The organism is Elioraea tepidiphila DSM 17972 (genome assembly GCF_000378465.1).
GTDB lineage: Bacteria > Pseudomonadota > Alphaproteobacteria > Acetobacterales > Acetobacteraceae > Elioraea > Elioraea tepidiphila.
In genome coordinates, this window is the sequence record NZ_KB899920.1 from 43,070 (window position 1) to 58,917 (window position 15,848).

Annotated in this window: 14 protein-coding genes; 6 read left to right on the plus strand and 8 right to left on the minus strand. The window is 72.2% G+C overall.

The annotated features are described in order from the left end of the window. Positions 1-110: 110 nt before the first annotated feature. From F563_RS0110030 to F563_RS0110045, 4 genes are all read right to left on the minus strand, one after another. Positions 111-674 carry a cytochrome b gene (locus tag F563_RS0110030; RefSeq protein ID WP_019014538.1) on the minus strand — a complete coding sequence of 188 codons (564 nt, stop codon included), beginning with the start codon at positions 672-674 and terminating at the stop codon, positions 111-113. 53 nt (positions 675-727) lie between these two features. Further along, positions 728-1,810 carry a WD40/YVTN/BNR-like repeat-containing protein gene (locus F563_RS0110035; protein ID WP_019014539.1) on the minus strand — a complete coding sequence of 361 codons (1,083 nt, stop codon included), beginning with the start codon at positions 1,808-1,810 and terminating at the stop codon, positions 728-730. A gap of 64 nt (positions 1,811-1,874) precedes the next feature. Continuing rightward, entirely contained in the window at positions 1,875-3,245 is a 1,371-nt protein-coding gene (locus F563_RS0110040) for an HlyD family type I secretion periplasmic adaptor subunit (protein ID WP_019014540.1), read from the minus strand. Beyond that, positions 3,245-4,978: a type I secretion system permease/ATPase gene (locus tag F563_RS0110045; RefSeq protein WP_019014541.1), complete on the minus strand. Its 1,734-nt coding sequence runs from the start codon at positions 4,976-4,978 to the stop codon at positions 3,245-3,247. The genes F563_RS0110040 and F563_RS0110045 overlap by 1 nt, the downstream gene beginning before the upstream one ends. Positions 4,979-5,301: 323 nt before the next feature. Between F563_RS0110045 and tcuA the strand changes: the two genes are divergently transcribed. Next, positions 5,302-6,726, plus strand: a complete 1,425-nt coding sequence (gene tcuA / locus F563_RS0110050) for an FAD-dependent tricarballylate dehydrogenase TcuA (protein WP_019014542.1) — start codon at positions 5,302-5,304, stop codon at positions 6,724-6,726. After that, positions 6,723-7,865: a tricarballylate utilization 4Fe-4S protein TcuB gene (tcuB, locus tag F563_RS0110055; protein ID WP_019014543.1), complete on the plus strand. Its 1,143-nt coding sequence runs from the start codon at positions 6,723-6,725 to the stop codon at positions 7,863-7,865. The genes tcuA and tcuB overlap by 4 nt, the downstream gene beginning before the upstream one ends. Before the next feature lie 33 nt (positions 7,866-7,898). On the opposite strand, the gene F563_RS0110060 is transcribed toward tcuB, so the two are convergent. Next, positions 7,899-8,873, minus strand: coding sequence for an amidohydrolase family protein (locus F563_RS0110060; RefSeq protein WP_019014544.1), 975 nt, complete (start codon positions 8,871-8,873; stop codon positions 7,899-7,901). 200 nt (positions 8,874-9,073) lie between these two features. Here F563_RS0110060 and F563_RS0110065 point away from each other — a divergent pair, with 200 nt between their 5' ends. The 4 genes from F563_RS0110065 to F563_RS0110080 are packed head-to-tail and all read left to right on the plus strand — an operon-like array spanning position 9,074 to position 12,957. Further along, positions 9,074-10,051 (plus strand): Bug family tripartite tricarboxylate transporter substrate binding protein, encoded by a 978-nt coding sequence (locus tag F563_RS0110065; RefSeq protein ID WP_211211416.1) that lies wholly within the window; start codon positions 9,074-9,076, stop codon positions 10,049-10,051. Between the two features lie 58 nt (positions 10,052-10,109). Further along, positions 10,110-10,493, plus strand: coding sequence for a tripartite tricarboxylate transporter TctB family protein (locus F563_RS22180; RefSeq protein ID WP_281169537.1), 384 nt, complete (start codon positions 10,110-10,112; stop codon positions 10,491-10,493). Positions 10,494-10,502: 9 nt separating this feature from the next. Next, positions 10,503-11,993 carry a tripartite tricarboxylate transporter permease gene (locus F563_RS0110075; protein WP_019014547.1) on the plus strand — a complete coding sequence of 497 codons (1,491 nt, stop codon included), beginning with the start codon at positions 10,503-10,505 and terminating at the stop codon, positions 11,991-11,993. Positions 11,994-12,009: 16 nt separating this feature from the next. Continuing rightward, entirely contained in the window at positions 12,010-12,957 is a 948-nt protein-coding gene (locus tag F563_RS0110080; RefSeq protein WP_019014548.1) for a 3-hydroxyacyl-CoA dehydrogenase family protein, read from the plus strand. 151 nt (positions 12,958-13,108) lie between these two features. Here the strand turns inward: F563_RS0110080 and F563_RS0110085 are convergent, their stop codons facing one another. From F563_RS0110085 to F563_RS0110095, 3 genes are all read right to left on the minus strand, one after another. Beyond that, positions 13,109-13,732, minus strand: a complete 624-nt coding sequence (locus F563_RS0110085; protein ID WP_019014549.1) for a glutathione S-transferase family protein — start codon at positions 13,730-13,732, stop codon at positions 13,109-13,111. Positions 13,733-13,922: 190 nt separating this feature from the next. Continuing rightward, positions 13,923-14,855 carry a ribose-phosphate pyrophosphokinase gene (locus F563_RS0110090; RefSeq protein ID WP_019014550.1) on the minus strand — a complete coding sequence of 311 codons (933 nt, stop codon included), beginning with the start codon at positions 14,853-14,855 and terminating at the stop codon, positions 13,923-13,925. Positions 14,856-14,947: 92 nt separating this feature from the next. Beyond that, the gene (locus tag F563_RS0110095) at positions 14,948-15,823 is read right to left on the minus strand and encodes a hypothetical protein (protein WP_019014551.1); all 876 of its coding nucleotides are present in this window, start codon (positions 15,821-15,823) and stop codon (positions 14,948-14,950) included. Positions 15,824-15,848: the final 25 nt, after the last annotated feature.

The following is a 15,848-nucleotide window of genomic DNA, read 5'->3' on the forward strand; positions in this document are numbered from 1 at the left end:
CGATCACCCCGCCCACACGAGAAGAGCGGCCTGCGGCCGCCCAAAACAGAGCGGGAGGGCGCCGCCCTCCCGCACCCACCCGCCAGGAACCTTCGTTCTCGGACCCTCCCCTACCGGCGCCGCGGCAGCATCCGCCACAGCAGCCCGTCGCCCAGCACCAGCGTGTGCCACAGCACCAGCCCCAGATGCCCGGCCAGCGCCGCCGCCAGCACGATCGCCGCGCCGATGTGCACCCACCGCCCCGCCGCCGCCAGCACCTCCGACCGCGGCAACGGGTTCGGCAGCGCCCACACCCCCGCGACGATCACCCCGTAGTCGCCCGCCATCACGTACACGAACCCGCTCACCGGCAGCACGACCATCGCCGCATACAGCACCCGCTCGGCCCGGTGCACGAAGCGCCGCTCGGCCTCGCTCAAGGTCGGCGCCCAGGGCGGCAGTTCGCCCACATGCCGTGCCGCCAGCCGCACCACCGCCACCGCCAGCGCCACCAGCCCCAGCGTCTTGTGCCAGTTGTACAGCGCATCGCCCGACAGCCCGAACGCGCGCTCGCCCTCGCCCAGCCGCGTCATCGTCAGACCGGCGGCGTATTGGAACGCGAACAGCACGACGATCAGCCAATGCGCCGTCTTGGTGACCGCCCCATACCCGTCGCGGCTGTTCCAGAGCGCCATCCCGGCCCCCGAGTCGATCCGCGATCGACTCTGACCGATCGGCGCGGCCGGGGCTACCGGTCCAGCACCAGCGTCTCGACCGAGGTGATCGCCGGCAGGTGCTGGGCGATGCAGGCCCAAGTGTCGCCCTCGTCCGCCGAGGCATAGAGCGCGCCCGTGCCGGTGCCGAAATAGACGCCTGCGGGCGCCAGCCGGTCGGTCGCCAGCGCCTGGCGCAGCACGTTCAGATAGGCGTTCCGCTGCGGCAGGCCCGCGCGCAGGTCCTGCCAGCTCCGCCCGCCGTCGCGCGTGCGCCACACCGCCACCCGTCCGTCCGGCACGTAGCGGCCCGCGGAATCGCCGTTCAGCGGCACGAGATAGAGCGTGTCCGCATCGCGCGGATGGGCGGCGGCGGGAAAGCCGAAGCTCGACGGCAGCCCGGCCTCGATGCTCTGCCACGACCGCCCGCCATCGTCGCTGCGGTACATGCCGCAATGGTTCTGCTGATACAGCCGGTCCGCCACGCCGGGCGCCTGCACCAGGCAGTGCACGCACTGCCCGTGCTCGGGATAGCGCTGGTCCTCGGGGTTGAAATCGGCGCGCGTGCCGCGGTTGCGCGGCTCCCAGGTCGCACCCCCGTCGGCCGAGTGGAACACCCCGCCGGCCGAGATGCCGACCCAGATGCGCCGTTCGTCCGCCGCATCGATCACCAGCGAGTGCAGGATCAGTCCGCCCGCGCCCGGATGCCAGGAGGGGCGCGAGGGATGGTCGCGCAGGCCGCCGAGATGCGTCCAGGTCTCGCCCCGGTCGGCGCTGCGGAACAGCCCCGCCGGCTCCACCCCGGCGTAGAGATGCCCGTTCGCCGCGGCCAGGCTCCAGACCGCGCGGATCGGCGGCTCGCCCTCGCCATAGGCCATGCCGGCCGAGGAATGGGTCCAGGTTGCGCCGAGATCGTCCGACGCCCAGACCGCGGGGCCGAACCACTCGTTGCCGCCGCCGGCGAGGATGCGCCCGGTGGCGGGCTCGGCGATCACGTGGTTGATCGGCCAGGCCTCGCAGAACGGGCCGCGCAGCGACCAGCCGCGTCGGGCGGCGTCGCTCTCGGCGATGAACGCGCCCTTCTTCGTGCCGACGAGCACGAGCACCCTCTCGGCCATGCGGCCCTCCTCTGGTTTTTTCAGTTGATATCAACCTAAGAGCGTCGCGTCAAATCGCGCGCGCTCAGCGCTCGACGAAGGACCGGCGGAAGCTGTCGAGGATCGGCTTGAGCAGATACTCCATCATGGTCCGCTGGCCGGTGACGATGCTCGCCTCCACCGGCATGCCCGGCACCACGCGCCCGCCCGGAAGCTGCGCGAGCGCGGCCTCCTCCAGCAGCACGCGGCCGGTGTAGAACGGCATGCCGCTGCGCTGCTCGACCTCGGCATCCGGCGAGATCCAGGCGAGTTCGGCGTGCACCGGCGGCATGTTGCGCTGTGGGAATGACGGGAAGCGCAGCTCGATCGGCGCGCCCACCTGCACCCGTGCGATGTCGAGCGGCGAGATCCGGAGATCCACCACCAGCCGCTCCTCCGGCACGATGTCGAGCAGCGGCTCGGCCGGGCGCACCACGGCGCCGTCGCTGTTCACCTTCAGCCCCATCACCGCCCCGCCGATGGGCGCGCGCAGCTCCAGCCGCCCGCTCACGTCGCGCGCGCGGATCAGCCTCTCCTCGACCTCGATCAGCCGCTCGCGCACGCTGCGCAGCTCGCGCCCGGCCTCGGCGCTGCGCGCCTGGCGCTGGCTCGCGAGCGTCTGCGCGATCTCGGCGATCTGGGCGCGGTTGCGCAGGATCTGGCCCTGCTGGTCCTCGTATGTGCCGATCAGCGCCGCCTCGCTCCGTTGCAGGGCGAGCAGCCGCGGCCGGCGCTCCAGCCCGCGCCGCAGCAGCTCCTCGACGGTCGCGATCTCCTCGCGCACGAGCTCGATCTGGCGCAGCGACGAGGCGAGCTGGCGCGTGAGCGCATCGATCGTCGCCTGGAGCTGGTCCTGGCGCGCGAGCAGCGCGGTGTCGGACGCGATCCAGGCCGCGCGCTTCATCTCGAAGATCGCGGTCTGGCCGGTGATCATCTCCGCCACCTCGGGCCGGCCGCGCGCCAGCACCACCGCGTCGGGCAGGCGGAGGCGCTCCGCCCCGTCGAGCTCCGCCTCCAGCCGCGCCGCATGGGCGAGCAGCGCCAGGCGCTGCGTCTCCAGCCCCTGCTGGAGGGCGGCCGCCTGCACGGGGTCGAGCCGCACCAGCACCTGGCCCGGCTCCACGCGGTCGCCCTCGCGCACCAGGATCTCGCGCACGATCCCGCCCTCGGCGTGCTGCACGCTGCGCCGGTTCAGCTCCACCTTCACCGAGCCCTGCGCGAGACTCGCCTCGGCGAGCGGATACCACGACGCCCAGAAGCCGAAGCCGCCGATGAAGACGGCGAACACGGCGATGCCGAACAGCGTCAGCCCGCGGATGCGCGGCCGCGCGGGCAGCGCGATCGTGCGGTCCCAGTACTCGATCTCGCGCCGCACCAGCGCGCGCGAGCGCTCATAGGGAACGAGCGCGGTGCCCATCAGCCGGCTCCCTGCTTCGCGTCGCCCGCCGGCGCGACGGTCACGGCCTGCGCCGTCTCCACCGGCTTCAGCACCCGGCGCATCACCGCCTCGCGCGGGCCGAACATCTCCACCATGCCGCCCCGCATCAGCATCACCTTGTCGGCGGTCTGCACCAGCGGCGGGCGGTGCGAGACGAACACCACCGTCGCCTTCGTCGTCGCCCGCACGCGCCGGATGCTCTCGATCAGATGCGCCTCGGCATCGCCGTCGAGATTGCTGTTCGGCTCGTCGAGCACGATCACGCGCGGACTGCCGTAGAAGGCGCGCGCGAGCCCGACCATCTGCCGCTGCCCGCCCGAGAGATGCAGCCCGCCCTCGCCGAGCGCCGTCTCGTAGCCCTCGGGCAGGGCCGCGATCATCGCATCGCACCCGGCGAGCCGCGCCGCCGCCACCACCTGGTCCATGTCGGGCTCGGCCATGCGCGCGATGTTCTCCGCGATCGTCGCGTCGAACAGATCGACCGTCTGCGGCAGGTAGCCGACCGTCCGGCCGAAGGTCTCGCGCGGCCACTGCCAGACATCGAGATCGTCGATCATCACCGTGCCGCCCGAGGGCCGCACGAGCCCGAGCAGCAGCCGGAGCAGCGTGGTCTTGCCGGCGGCCGAGGGGCCGATGATCGCGAGCGTCTCGCCCGGGGCGAGCTCGAAGCTGACATTGCGGATGAACGGGAAGCCCTGGCCGGGCAGCGCGTAGAACACGCGGTCGAAGGCGACCGCGCCGCGCGCCTCCGGCAGCGCCGCACGCACCGGCGAGCGCAGCGGCGGCTGCGACAGATGCGCGTTGATGCGCGCATAGGCCTGCCGCGCCGTCACCGTGGTCTTCCACGAGCCGATCATCTGCTCCACCGGCGCGAGTGCCCGGCCCATGATGATCGAGGCGGCGATCATCGCCCCGCCCGTGATCCGGTCCTGCAGCACCAGCAGCGCGCCCGCGAACAGGATCAGCACCTGCAGCAGCATCCTCAGCGCCTTGGTCATGCCGAGCAGCAGCGAGGAGCGGTCCGCCGCCGTGCCCTGGAGCGGCAGCGCCTCGGAGAAGCGGCGATGCCAGAGCCGGATCACGTGCGGCCGCATGCCCATCGCGTCGATCGCGTCGGCGTTGCGCAGCATCGCCTCGGCGTGCCGCTGCGCGCCCGCGGAGAGCATGTTGGCCTGGCGCAGATGCGGCGCGGTCAGCCGGTCGGTGAGCAGGGTCAGCAGGAACAGCAGCGCCGCCCCCGCGGTCGCGACCCAGCCGAGCCAGGGATGCAGCAGGAAGATCACCGCGAGATAGATCGGCACCCAGGGCACGTCGAACAGCGTCGTCAGCGCGGGGCTGGCGAGGAAGCTCCGCCACAGCGCCATGTCGCGCGCCGCCTCCATCCGGTATGGCCGATCCACGAGCTCGGCATCGATCGAGCGCGAGAACACGTGCGGCAGCACCGTCTCCTCGATCCAGGCGGCCACGCGGCCCAGCACCGCCATGCGGACGAACTCGAACACGCCGAGCACCAGGATGGCGACCGCGGCGATCACGGTCAGGTAGATCAGCGTGTCCTTGTGCCGCGTGGCGAGCACCCGGTCATAGACCTGGAGCATGTAGATCGAGCCCACCAGCGCGAGCAGGTTGATCACCGCGCTGATCGCGCCGACGAAGGCGAACACCTTGCGGTTCTGCCGCGCCGCGAGCGAGAAGGCCGTGTCGGTCGTCATCGACGCCTCGTGCTGCCTGGCCGGTCGGCCCTCTCCGCCCCCGCCGACAGACTGTTCCGGCACCGGATCGCACGGATGCGGCGCTGCGCCCGACCGGCCGCGCCGACGAGACGGGCCGATCCCCGGTGCGGGACAAGGGGCCGGGCGGGGGGAGGCCGGCGACCGTGATCCCATCGATGCTGCATCACTGCCATGATCCCAGGCAAACGCAAGCGTGAGGCGAAGCATTCCCCGCCCGCCCTCGGCTTGACGCCGCAAACCCGCCCGATATCAGTGCCCTCGGCCGGCGCGGCGCGTGGCCGGACGGGAACCGCTGGGGCAGCATGACGGATCTGTCACGACGCTACGACGTGCTGGTGGTCGGCGGCGGCAACGCGGCGCTCTGCGCCGCGATCGCGGCGCGCCGGGAGGGCGCGAGCGTGCTGGTGCTCGAAGCCGCGCCGAAGTTCTACCGCGGCGGCAACACGCGCCACACGCGCAACATGCGCTGCGCCCATGACAGCGCGACCGAGACGCTCTCGGGCCCCTATACCGAGCAGGAGTTCTTCGACGATCTGCTGCGCGTCACCGGCGGGCGCACCGACGAGGAGCTCGCCCGGCTGATGATCGCCGAGTCGAAGCAAATGCTGGACTGGATCCAGGCGCAGGGCGTGCGCTTCCAGCCCTCGCTCGGCGGCACGCTCAGCCTCGGGCGCACCAACTCGTTCTTCCTCGGCGGCGGGCGGGCGATGCTGAACGCGCTCTACCTGACGGCCGAGCGGCTCGGCGTCGCGGTACGCTACGAGGCCGAGGTCGTCGGCCTGGAGATCGCCGATGGCGCCTTCCTCGGCGCCACGGTGCAGGCGGACGGGCGCGCGCATCGCGTCGAGGCCGACATGCTGATCGCCGCCGCCGGCGGCTTCGAGGCCAACATCGCGTGGCTGAAGCAGGGTTGGGGCGAGGCGGCGGAGAACTTCCTGATCCGCGGCACGCCCTACAACCGCGGCACGGTGCTGCGGATGCTGCTCGATGCAGGGGTGCAGCCGATCGGCGATCCGACCCAGTGCCACGCGGTCGCGATCGATGCGCGCGCGCCGAAATTCGACGGCGGCATCATCACCCGGCTCGACTGCGTGGTGTTCGGCATCGTCGTCAACCGCGATGCGCAGCGCTTCTACGACGAGGGCGAGGACATCTGGCCGAAGCGCTACGCCATCTGGGGGCGGCTGGTGGCGCAGCAGCCGGGCCAGATCGCCTATATCGTCTTCGATGCGCCGGCGCTGACGCAGTTCATGCCCTCGCTCTATCCGCCGATCACCGCCGACAGCATCCGCGCGCTCGCGGGCAGGCTCGCGCTCGACCCGGAGGCGCTGGAGGCGACCGTCGCGCGCTTCAACGCCGCCGTCCGTCCCGGCACCTTCGACCACACGATCCTCGACGACTGCCGCACCGAGGGGCTCGATCCGCCGAAGACGCACTGGGCGCGCCGGATCGAAACGCCACCGTTCCATGCCTATCCCGTGCGCCCCGGCATCACCTTCACCTATCTCGGCGTGCGCGTGGATCGCGATGCGCGCATGGTGATGGCCGACGGGACGAAGGCCGCCAACATGTTCGCCGCCGGCGAGATCATGGCCGGCAACGTGCTCGGCCAGGGCTACGCCGCCGGCATCGGCATGACGATCGGCAGCGTGTTCGGCCGCATCGCCGGGCGCGCGGCCGCCGCCGAGCTGCACCGCCGGCGCAACGCGCGAAAGGATGCCGCATGAGCCTGCACACGCCCCCGGGTCATGCCTCGGCCCCGCTCGCCGAGGCGGATCGGCTGATGACGGTCTGCAACGCCTGCCGCTATTGCGAGGGGCTGTGCGCGGTGTTCCCGGCGATGGAGATGCGCCGGTCCTTCGCCGACGGCGATCTCAACTACCTCGCCAATCTCTGCCATGCCTGCGGCGCCTGCTATGTCGATTGCCAGTTCGCCCCGCCGCACGAGTTCCAGGTGAACGTGCCGCAGACGCTCGCCGCGGTGCGCGCCGACAGCTACCGCCGCTACGCCTGGCCGGCCGCACTCGCGCCGATCTTCGACCGCAACGGGCTCTGGATCGCGCTGATCGCCGCCCTCGCCGTGGCGGCGTTCATCGCCGGCTTCGTCGCCTGGAACGACGCCGCGGTGCTGTTCGGCACACACACCGGCCCGGGCGCGTTCTACCGGCTGATGCCGCATGACACGATGGTGGCGGTGTTCGGCGCGGCCTTCCTCTACGCGATCCTGGCGCTGGCGATGGGGTTGCGCGCGTTCTGGCGCGACATCGGCGAGCCGGCCGCGACACTTGCCGAGCCCGCCTCGCTCTGGCAGGCGGTCAAGGACGCGGCCACCTTGCGCAATCTCGACGGCGGCGGCGTCGGCTGCTACGGCGCCGACGAGCGGCCGACCGACAATCGCCGCCTGTACCACCACCTCACCTTCTACGGCTTCCTGCTCTGCTTCGCCGCGACCTCGGTGGCGACGCTCTATCATTACGGCCTCGGCCGCATCGCGCCCTATCCGTGGTGGGACCTGCCGGTGGTGCTGGGCACGGTCGGCGGCATCGGCCTGCTGATCGGCCCCGCCGGGCTGCTGGCGGCGAAATGGACGCGCGATCCGGCGCTGCGCGACGATGCCCGTTTCGGCATGGACGCGGCGTTCCTGGCGATGCTGTTCCTCACGAGCCTGACCGGGCTGCTGCTGCTGGTGCTGCGCGCCACCCCCGCGATGGGGCTGCTGCTCGCGCTGCATCTCGGCGTGGTGTTCGCCTTCTTCCTCACCATGCCCTATGGCCGCTTCGTGCACGGGCTGTACCGCTTCGCCGCCCTGGTGCGCTACGCGAAGGAGCGACGGCAGATGGCGGAGGCGCCGGCCGCCAGGGCGTGAGGCCGGTGGCCCGGCGCGCGGCGGCCGGGTGGCTCAGACGGGATCCGCGCCGCCGAGGCGATAGGTCTCGACCGCCGTGCCGTGGAACAGCCGCAGCCGATCGGCGCGCGGCAGCTGCGCCGTGATCGCCTTCATGCCGTCCATGATCTCGTCGAAGGTCGCGTGCAGCCCATCGACCGGGAAGTTGCTCGCGACCATGCAGCGTTCGGCGCCGAACAGCGCCACCGCCGCGAGCACGACCGGCGCCTGAAGCTCCGGCGTCCAGCGTTGCCCCGGCACGCAGCAGCCCGACAGCTTCACGCGCACGTTCCGCACCTCGGCCAGCCGGGCCATCGCCTCGCGCCAGGCCGCGAGCGCGGCGGGGCTGCGATCCGACGGCAGCCCGAGATGGTTGAGGATGATCAGCGTCCCGGGAAAGTCGCGCGCGAGCTCCACCGCGTCGGGCAGATGCCACCACGGGGTCTGGAGCTCGAAATGCAGACCGGACTCCGCGAGATGGCGATAGCCGGCACGCCAGTGAGGGCAGCGCATCGAGCCGGGCAGACGGTGCGTCGGCGCATAATCCGCCCGCGGCAGCGCCTTCGGCTTGTGACGCAGGCTGCGCACCAGCGGCATCCGCGCCTGCGCCCGGATGACCTCGGCCGCGTCATCGCGATCGAGGAACGCCGCGCCGGCCATCGCGTCGGGCAGGCCCTCGCGCGCGGCGATCTCGTGCAGCCACGCCGTCTCGCGCAGCGGGGCCGCCGGATCGTGCTCGGCCTCCATGTACACCGTCGCCACGATCGGCTGGCGCGCGGCGTCGCGGCGATAGTCCGCGACCAGATAGGTCCGGCGCAGCGCGCGGTAGTCGCCGTAGCGGAACGGAATCGGCGGCTCCTCGGTGAGCCAGGGATGCCGATTGCGGTCCAGATCCCAGATGTGGTGGTGCGCATCGACGATCGGCAGGTCGGCATCGGCGCCCGTCGCGAGGAACCGTTCGGGCGAAGCGTCATGACCCGCCGCACTCATGCCGCACCGTTCTCCGCCATCATGACACCCCCGTCGCCAGCCCCGAGCGCGCCGCCGTGCGGTTCTCGCGCATCCCCGCCGTCGCGGCAATCGGCGGACCTTCGCGGCGCGCGGGGGTGGCTTTTCGCGCGCCAGCACCGCGGCTACGCTCCGCGCGGCACGGGCCCACAACGAAGCGCGGGCCCGATCGGGAGGAAGCCATGCCACGACGTATGACGCGCCGCGCGGTCCTTGCCGGCACCATCGCGAGTGTCGGGATCATCGGGTCCGCCAGGGCCGCCTGGCCCGACCGGCCGATCACCCTGATCGTGCCCTACCCCGCCGGCGGCGGCACCGACATGGTCGCGCGCACGATCGCGCCGCTGCTCGAACGGGAACTGCGCGCCACCGTGAACGTCGTCAACCGCGGCGGCGGCGGCGGCATCATCGGCCACGATGCGATCGCGCGCGCCCAGCCCGATGGCTACACGATCGGCATGATCACCAACGACCTGTCCTTCTACACGCATCTCGGGCAGTCGCGGCTGACGCACCGGGACTTCACCAAGATCGGCCAGACCAACGAGATCGTCGGCTCGGTGACGGTGAAGCACGACGCGCCGTATCGCCGCGTCAATGATCTGATCGAGGCGATCCGCGCCAATCCGGGCCGGCTCAGGGGCACGGGTGCCGCGCCGGGCGTGAACTGGCATGTCGGCTTCCTCGGCATGATGGACAGCCTCGGCGTCGATCCGCGCAGCGTGATCTGGGTGCCGGCGCAGGGCGGCACGCTCGGCCACCAGGACGTCGCGGCCGGCGGGTCGGACTTCTCCACCTCCTCGCTCGCCGAGGCGCGCGCGCTGCTCGAGGCCCAGCGCGTGCGCACGCTGTGCGTGATGGCGGATGCGCGCGCCGAGCAGTTCCCCGACATCCCGACGCTCAAGGAGGAAACCGGGTCGGACTGGACCTTCTCGGTGGTGCACGGCATGGCCGGTCCGCGCGGCCTGCCGGAGGCGATCCTTGGCCGGCTGGTCGAGACGCTCGCGAAGGTGCACGCGACCGAGGAGGTGCAGGGCGTGCTGCGCCAGCGCACCATCCGCGCGCTGCACCGTCCCCCGGCGGCGTGGGAGGAGGTGCTGGAGGCGCAGCTCAATTCCTACGGGCGCCTGCTGAAGGAGGCCGGCCTCGCGCGCGGCTGACCTGCTGCGGCGGGCCGCGGTCGCGGGACCGCCGGGCGCGCTCGGGCTCGCGGCGCTGCTGCTCGCGCGCGCGTTCCCGCCGATCCCCGGCCAGGTCTATGGCCCGGCGCTGTTCCCGACCGCGCTCGGGCTGGGGCTCGTCGTCTGCGCGGTGCTGGTCGCACTCCAGGCGCCGCCGCGACGCGCGGACGGCGCGCGCGCCCGGCGCGCCGCCCCGCTTGCCTATGCGGTCGCCCCGGCGGCGCTGCTGCTGCTGTTCGAGCCCGCAGGCTGGCCGCTCACCGCGGTCGTGGTGGGCGGAGCCCTGCTGCTCGTCAGCGGCGCCCGCCCGCTGGCCGCCGCCCTGGCCGCGGTCGCGTTCGCCGGCGTGACCTGGGTGCTGTTCGCGATGCTGCTGCGGGTGCCGCTGCCGCGCGGCCCGCTCGATTTCCTGCCGTACTGAGACGGAGCGATGGACGCGATCGCCCGCGCCGTCGGCATGGTCGCCGATCCCGCCGTGCTCGCGACCATCCTGGTCTCGTCGCTGTTCGGCCTGTTCGTCGGCTTCATTCCGGGGCTCACCGCGACCATGGCGACCGCGCTGCTGGTGCCGTTCGCCATGAAGCTCGATCCGGTGGCGGCGATCGCGGCGATCGTCGCGGCGACGGCGATGGCGATCTTCGCGGGCGACATCCCGGGCACGCTGCTCAGGCTGCCGGGCACGCCCGCCGCGGCGGCCTATGTCGACCAGGCCTATCGGCTCGCGAAGGCCGGGCGCGCGGCCGAGGTGCTGGGCGTGAACGTCGTGTTCTCGGCGTTCGGCGGGCTGATCGGCACCACGGTGCTGGTGCTGTTCGCGCCGGTGCTGGCCGATTACGCGCTGAGCCTTTCCTCCTTCGAGTTCTTCTGGCTGGCTGTGCTCGGGCTCTCCTGCGCCGTGTTCGTGGTCGGCGAGAATGCCGCCAAGGGCACGGCGTCGCTGCTGTTCGGCCTGCTGCTCGCGACGGTCGGCCGCGACTACACCTCGGGCTTTCCGCGCTTCACCCTGGGTGCGCCGGAACTGCTGGATGGCGTGCCCTTCGTGCCGGCGCTGATCGGCTTCTTCGCCCTGCCCGAGATCGTGCGCACCATGCGCGACCCCGACACGCCGGCGGCGGTGCCGCTGCCGCGCAACGCCGGGATCTTCTCGGGCATCCCGCGCAAGCTGATGCAGTGGCCCTTGAACCTGCTGCGCTCCGCGACGCTCGGCACCGTGGTCGGCGCCCTGCCCGGCGCGGGCGCCGACATCGCGGCCTGGACGTCCTACGCGCTGTCGCGCCGCCTCACGCGCGACCCCGCCGCCTGGCAGACCGACAGCGTCGAGGGCATCGTCGATGCCACGAGCGCGAACAACGCCTCGCTGGCCGGCGCCTGGATTCCGGCGCTGGTGTTCGCGATCCCGGGCGACACGATCACCGCGATCGCGATCGCGGTGCTGTACCTGAAGAACGTCACGCCCGGACCCTCGATCTTCCTCGAGAACGCGCACACGCTCTACGCCGTCTTCCTCTGCTTCTTCCTCGCCAATCTGCTGATGGTCCCGCTCGGCTGGACGGCGATCCGCATCGCCGTGCCGATCCTGAAGCTGCCGCGACGCCTGCTGATGGCGCCGCTGCTGCTGTTCGCCTGCCTCGGCGCCTACGCGGTCGAGAACAGCCTGTTCGGCATCGGCGTGATGCTCGTCGCCGGCCTGATCGGCTTCTGGATGGAGGAGAACGGCTACCCCGTCGGGCCGACCGTGCTCGGCATGGTGATGGGACGGCTGGTCGAGGAGCACCTGATGTCCTCGCTGATCCGCGTGCAGGGCGATCCGCTGCGCTTCTTCGAACGCCCCATCGCCGCGGCGCTGGCCGCGTTCACGCTGCTGGTGTGGCTGCTGCCGCTCGTGCGGATTCTGCGCCGGACATGGGCCCGTGCCGGCTGACGATTGAGGAGACGACATGACACCAGCACGCAGCGAGCAGGCGGCGGACCACGCCGTCGTCATCGGTCTCGGCCTGATGGGCTGCGACATCGCCGCGATCTTCCTCGCCGGCGGCTGGCGCGTCACCGCGGTGGAGCCGGCGGGCGGACTCGCGCCGGAACGGCACACGCGCGTGCGCACCTCGCTCGCGCAGCTCGAGGCCGATCCGGATGCCGTCGCCGCGCTCACCGCGGTCGAACGCCTCGATGCGGTCGATTTCACGTCAAGCGGCGTCGTGGTCGAGGCCGCGCCGGAGCGGCTCGATCTGAAGCGCGCGATCTTCGCCGAGCTCGACCGGCTGGTGCCGCCCCACGTGCCCGTGGCGAGCAACGCCTCGGGGTTCCGCATCACCGACATCGCGCGCGACTGCGCCACACGGGCGCGCATGGCGAACCTGCACTTCTTCCTGCCCGCGCATCTGGTGCCCGGCGTCGAGGTGGTGCAGGGCGAGCACACCGACCCGGCCGTGTGCGACCGGCTCGCCGCGATCATGACCGCGCTCGGGCGCAAGCCGATCCGCGTCGCGCGCGACGTGCCGGGCTTCCTCGCCAACCGCATCCAGCACGCGCTGATGCGCGAGGCCTTCGCCGTGATCGACCAGGGGCTCGCGACCGCCGAGGATGTCGATGCGGCGGTGCGCTACGCCTTCGGCTTCCGCTACATCGCCGCCGGACCGATCCTGCAGAAGGAGCTCGCCGGGCTGGAGACGCAGCTCGCCGCGGCGCGCACGATCTACCCCTCGCTCTGCAACGACACGACGCCGAGCCCGACGCTCGAACGCCTGGTGGCCGAGGGACGGTTGGGCGCGAAAAGCGGGCGCGGCTTCCGCGACTGGCCGCCCGAGACGGTCGCGCGCGAACGCGACCGCTACGAGCGCACCCTGCTCGCCGCGCTGCGTCTGCTGCGCGAGGCCGATCGGGACTGATACCGGGCTGCCAAAGGTTTGACCGTTGGCAGCCCGGGATCGCGCGCAGGGCTGGTGTGGCGGCTGCGCGCCAAAGGAGGCCTCATACCCGGCGCACGAAGGTGAAACCTTCGTGCGCCGGGTATACGCGGCACCGCGCGCGCCGGCGCGGTCAGGCCAGCCCCTCGGCCGCGAGCGCGGCCTTGGTGCCGGGCCGTGCCGCCACGCGGTCGTGCAACCGCTTCAGCGCGGGGAAGTCGGCGAGCGTCTTGCCGGTCCGCTCGACCCAGCGGCAGATCACGAACAGGTAGTCGTCCACCACCGAGTGGCCCGAGGCGAGCGCCGTGTCGCGGCCGTCCAGCATCTCGTCGGCGATCTTGAGGTACTTGGCCGTATCCTCCTTCGCCTTCTCGGCCGCGGCCGGCGCATGGGCCGGATCGCCGACGAAACGCTCCGCGCGGCCGATCCGCGTCACGCCGCCGTTGTGGATCGTGCCGGAGATGAAGTTCATCCATTCGAGCGCGCGCGCCTGGCCCTCGACATCCTCGGGCAGCAGCTTCGCCGCCGGGTAGCTGCGGCCGATCCAGAACAGGATCGCCGGGCACTCGGTCAGCACCGAGCCGTCGTCGCGCACCAGGGCCGGCACCTTGGCCTTGGGGTTCACCTTCAGGTAGTCGGGCTGGAACTGCGCGCCGTCCTTCAGCGCCACGCGCTGGCCTTCGAACTTGGCCCCCGCCTCGTGCAGGGCGATGTGCGGGGCAAGGCTGCAGGCGCCGGGGCTGTAGAACAGCTTCATCGTGTGCGTCTCCTCGATGCTGGTGCGGGCAGGATGCTGGGTCGGCTGGCGCGACCGCGCAAGGGGGCGGCCGCGGCCCGCGCCGGCAGATCGGCCATCGCGTCGTCCGGCGAGGCGACCGCGAGCCTGGTCGGGGTCGCCGCATCGCGCCGGCGCGACGCGGCCGGGAGCGCGCGATGCCCCCGCCCGCTCAGCAGAACAGCGACGAGACCGAGCTTTCCTCGCTGATGCGCCGGATCGCCTCGGCGAGCAGCGGCGCGATCGTGATCTGGCGGATGTTGTGGCTGACGCGCACCGCCTCGGTGGCGAGGATCGAGTCCGTCGTCGTCATCATCTCGATCGGGCTCGCCGCGACGCGCGCGACCGCGCCGCCCGAGAACACGCCGTGGGTGACATAGGACGACACCGCGGTCGCGCCGTTCTTCATCAGCGCCTCGGCGGCGTTGCACAGCGTGCCCGCGGAATCGACGATGTCGTCGACCAGGATGCAGTGACGGCCCTCCACCTCGCCGATCACGTTCATCACCTCGGACACGCCCGCGCGCTCGCGCCGCTTGTCGATGATGGCGAGATCGCAGTTGAGGCGGGTCGCGATCTGGCGCGCGCGCACCACGCCGCCCACGTCGGGGCTCACCACCATCAGGTCCTTGCCGGCGTAGCGCGCCTTGATGTCTGAGGCGAACATCGGGGCGGCGAACAGGTTGTCCACGGGGATGTCGAAGAAGCCCTGGATCTGGCCCGCATGCAGGTCGAGGGTCAGCACGCGGTCGGCCCCGGCCTCGGTGATCAGGTTCGCCACCAGCTTGGCGCTGATCGGCGTGCGCGGCCCCGATTTGCGGTCCTGCCGCGCATAGCCGAAATACGGGATCACGGCGGTGGTGCGCCGCGCCGAGCCGCGCTTCAGCGCATCCAGCGTGATCAGCAGCTCCATCAGGTTGTCGTTCGCCGGGAACGAGGTGGACTGGACGACGAACACGTCCTCGCCGCGCACGTTCTCGTGGATCTCGACGAAGATCTCCATGTCGGCGAAGCGCCGCACCGAGGCCTTGGTCAGCGGCAGGTTCAAGGCCGTTGCCACCGCCTCGGCGAGCGGGCGGTTCGAGTTGCAGGCGACGATCTTCATCGCGGTGTCAGGTCCCGGGCTGGCGGGCGGGAAGGCGCGGGGTTCGTAGCAACGTGGGGTTGGGGTGTAAACCGGCCGTCATACGACCCCGCTCAGCCGCCGCTGCGGGCGCGGCGGATCACCTCGGCCACGCCCGTCGCGGCCTGCTCGGCCACGACCACGGCCACATCGGCCCAGAGCCCGTCCAGCGTGCCGGCCGGCACCTCGTTGAGCTGGCTCACCTTGCCGAGTTCGGTGCCGTCGGCGCGCAGCACGGTCCAGGTGATCTCGACGCGCTGCTGGCGCCGCGGCAGCGCCGTGACATCCACCCGGCCGGCGAGCGCGAACTCGCCCTCCGCGCCCTCCTGCACCAGCACGCCCTCCTTCGCGAGCGCCGCGCGGATCGCCCGGTCGAGCGAGCGGTTGCCGTCGCCGGGCGCGCCGGCGACACCGTTCATGCGCAGGGTCGGCAGGCGGGAGACGAGCTGGCCGGGCTCGACCTGGCGGGAGGCCGCATCGGCGCGGACGAGCATCGCCGCGATGGCGGGCGCGGCCTCGCCGGCGGTCGCGCGCAGGGTCGCCGCATCAGCGCGCGCCCAGGCGGCGGCGGGCACCGCGCGCGGGCCGCCGGCGGCGCCGATCGGCGCACCCGCGGCATCGACCAGCGTGTAGGTGAGGCGCACCAGCCCGCCCTCGCTCTCGCCCGCCACCAGCAGGCGATAGTCGGGCTTCGGGATGTCGGCCGCCGTCACCGGCAGCTCCTGCGCCTGCAACGCTTCGGCGAGCGTGGCCGCGAAACGGAGCGCATCCTCCTCCGGCAGGCCGAGCGTGGTCGAGGGCGGAACGACGATGCGCGCCGGCGGCGGGCGCGTCAGCCCGTCGCGCGCGGCCTCGGCGGCGCTGCGCTCGAACGGCATCGGCACTTCGACGAACGGGAGCTGCAACGGACCGCAGCCCGCGAGCAGCAGCAGGGCGAGCAGGCGTTTCATGCCACGACGCAGGTGGCGAGCACGC

Excerpts from the sequence above, each read along its gene's own strand:
- tcuA (WP_019014542.1), top strand. The coding sequence starts at position 5,302 with ATGACGGATCTGTCACGACGCTACGACGTGCTGGTGGTCGGCGGCGGC.
- F563_RS0110090 (WP_019014550.1), bottom strand. The coding sequence starts at position 14,855 with ATGAAGATCGTCGCCTGCAACTCGAACCGCCCGCTCGCCGAGGCGGTG.
- F563_RS0110060 (WP_019014544.1), bottom strand. The coding sequence starts at position 8,873 with ATGAGTGCGGCGGGTCATGACGCTTCGCCCGAACGGTTCCTCGCGACG.
- F563_RS0110035 (WP_019014539.1), bottom strand. The coding sequence starts at position 1,810 with ATGGCCGAGAGGGTGCTCGTGCTCGTCGGCACGAAGAAGGGCGCGTTC.
- F563_RS0110065 (WP_211211416.1), top strand. The coding sequence starts at position 9,074 with ATGCCACGACGTATGACGCGCCGCGCGGTCCTTGCCGGCACCATCGCG.
- F563_RS0110085 (WP_019014549.1), bottom strand. The coding sequence starts at position 13,732 with ATGAAGCTGTTCTACAGCCCCGGCGCCTGCAGCCTTGCCCCGCACATC.
- F563_RS0110045 (WP_019014541.1), bottom strand. The coding sequence starts at position 4,978 with ATGACGACCGACACGGCCTTCTCGCTCGCGGCGCGGCAGAACCGCAAG.
- F563_RS0110040 (WP_019014540.1), bottom strand. The coding sequence starts at position 3,245 with ATGGGCACCGCGCTCGTTCCCTATGAGCGCTCGCGCGCGCTGGTGCGG.
- F563_RS0110080 (WP_019014548.1), top strand. The coding sequence starts at position 12,010 with ATGACACCAGCACGCAGCGAGCAGGCGGCGGACCACGCCGTCGTCATC.
- F563_RS0110075 (WP_019014547.1), top strand. The coding sequence starts at position 10,503 with ATGGACGCGATCGCCCGCGCCGTCGGCATGGTCGCCGATCCCGCCGTG.
- tcuB (WP_019014543.1), top strand. The coding sequence starts at position 6,723 with ATGAGCCTGCACACGCCCCCGGGTCATGCCTCGGCCCCGCTCGCCGAG.
- F563_RS0110030 (WP_019014538.1), bottom strand. The coding sequence starts at position 674 with ATGGCGCTCTGGAACAGCCGCGACGGGTATGGGGCGGTCACCAAGACG.
- F563_RS0110095 (WP_019014551.1), bottom strand. The coding sequence starts at position 15,823 with ATGAAACGCCTGCTCGCCCTGCTGCTGCTCGCGGGCTGCGGTCCGTTG.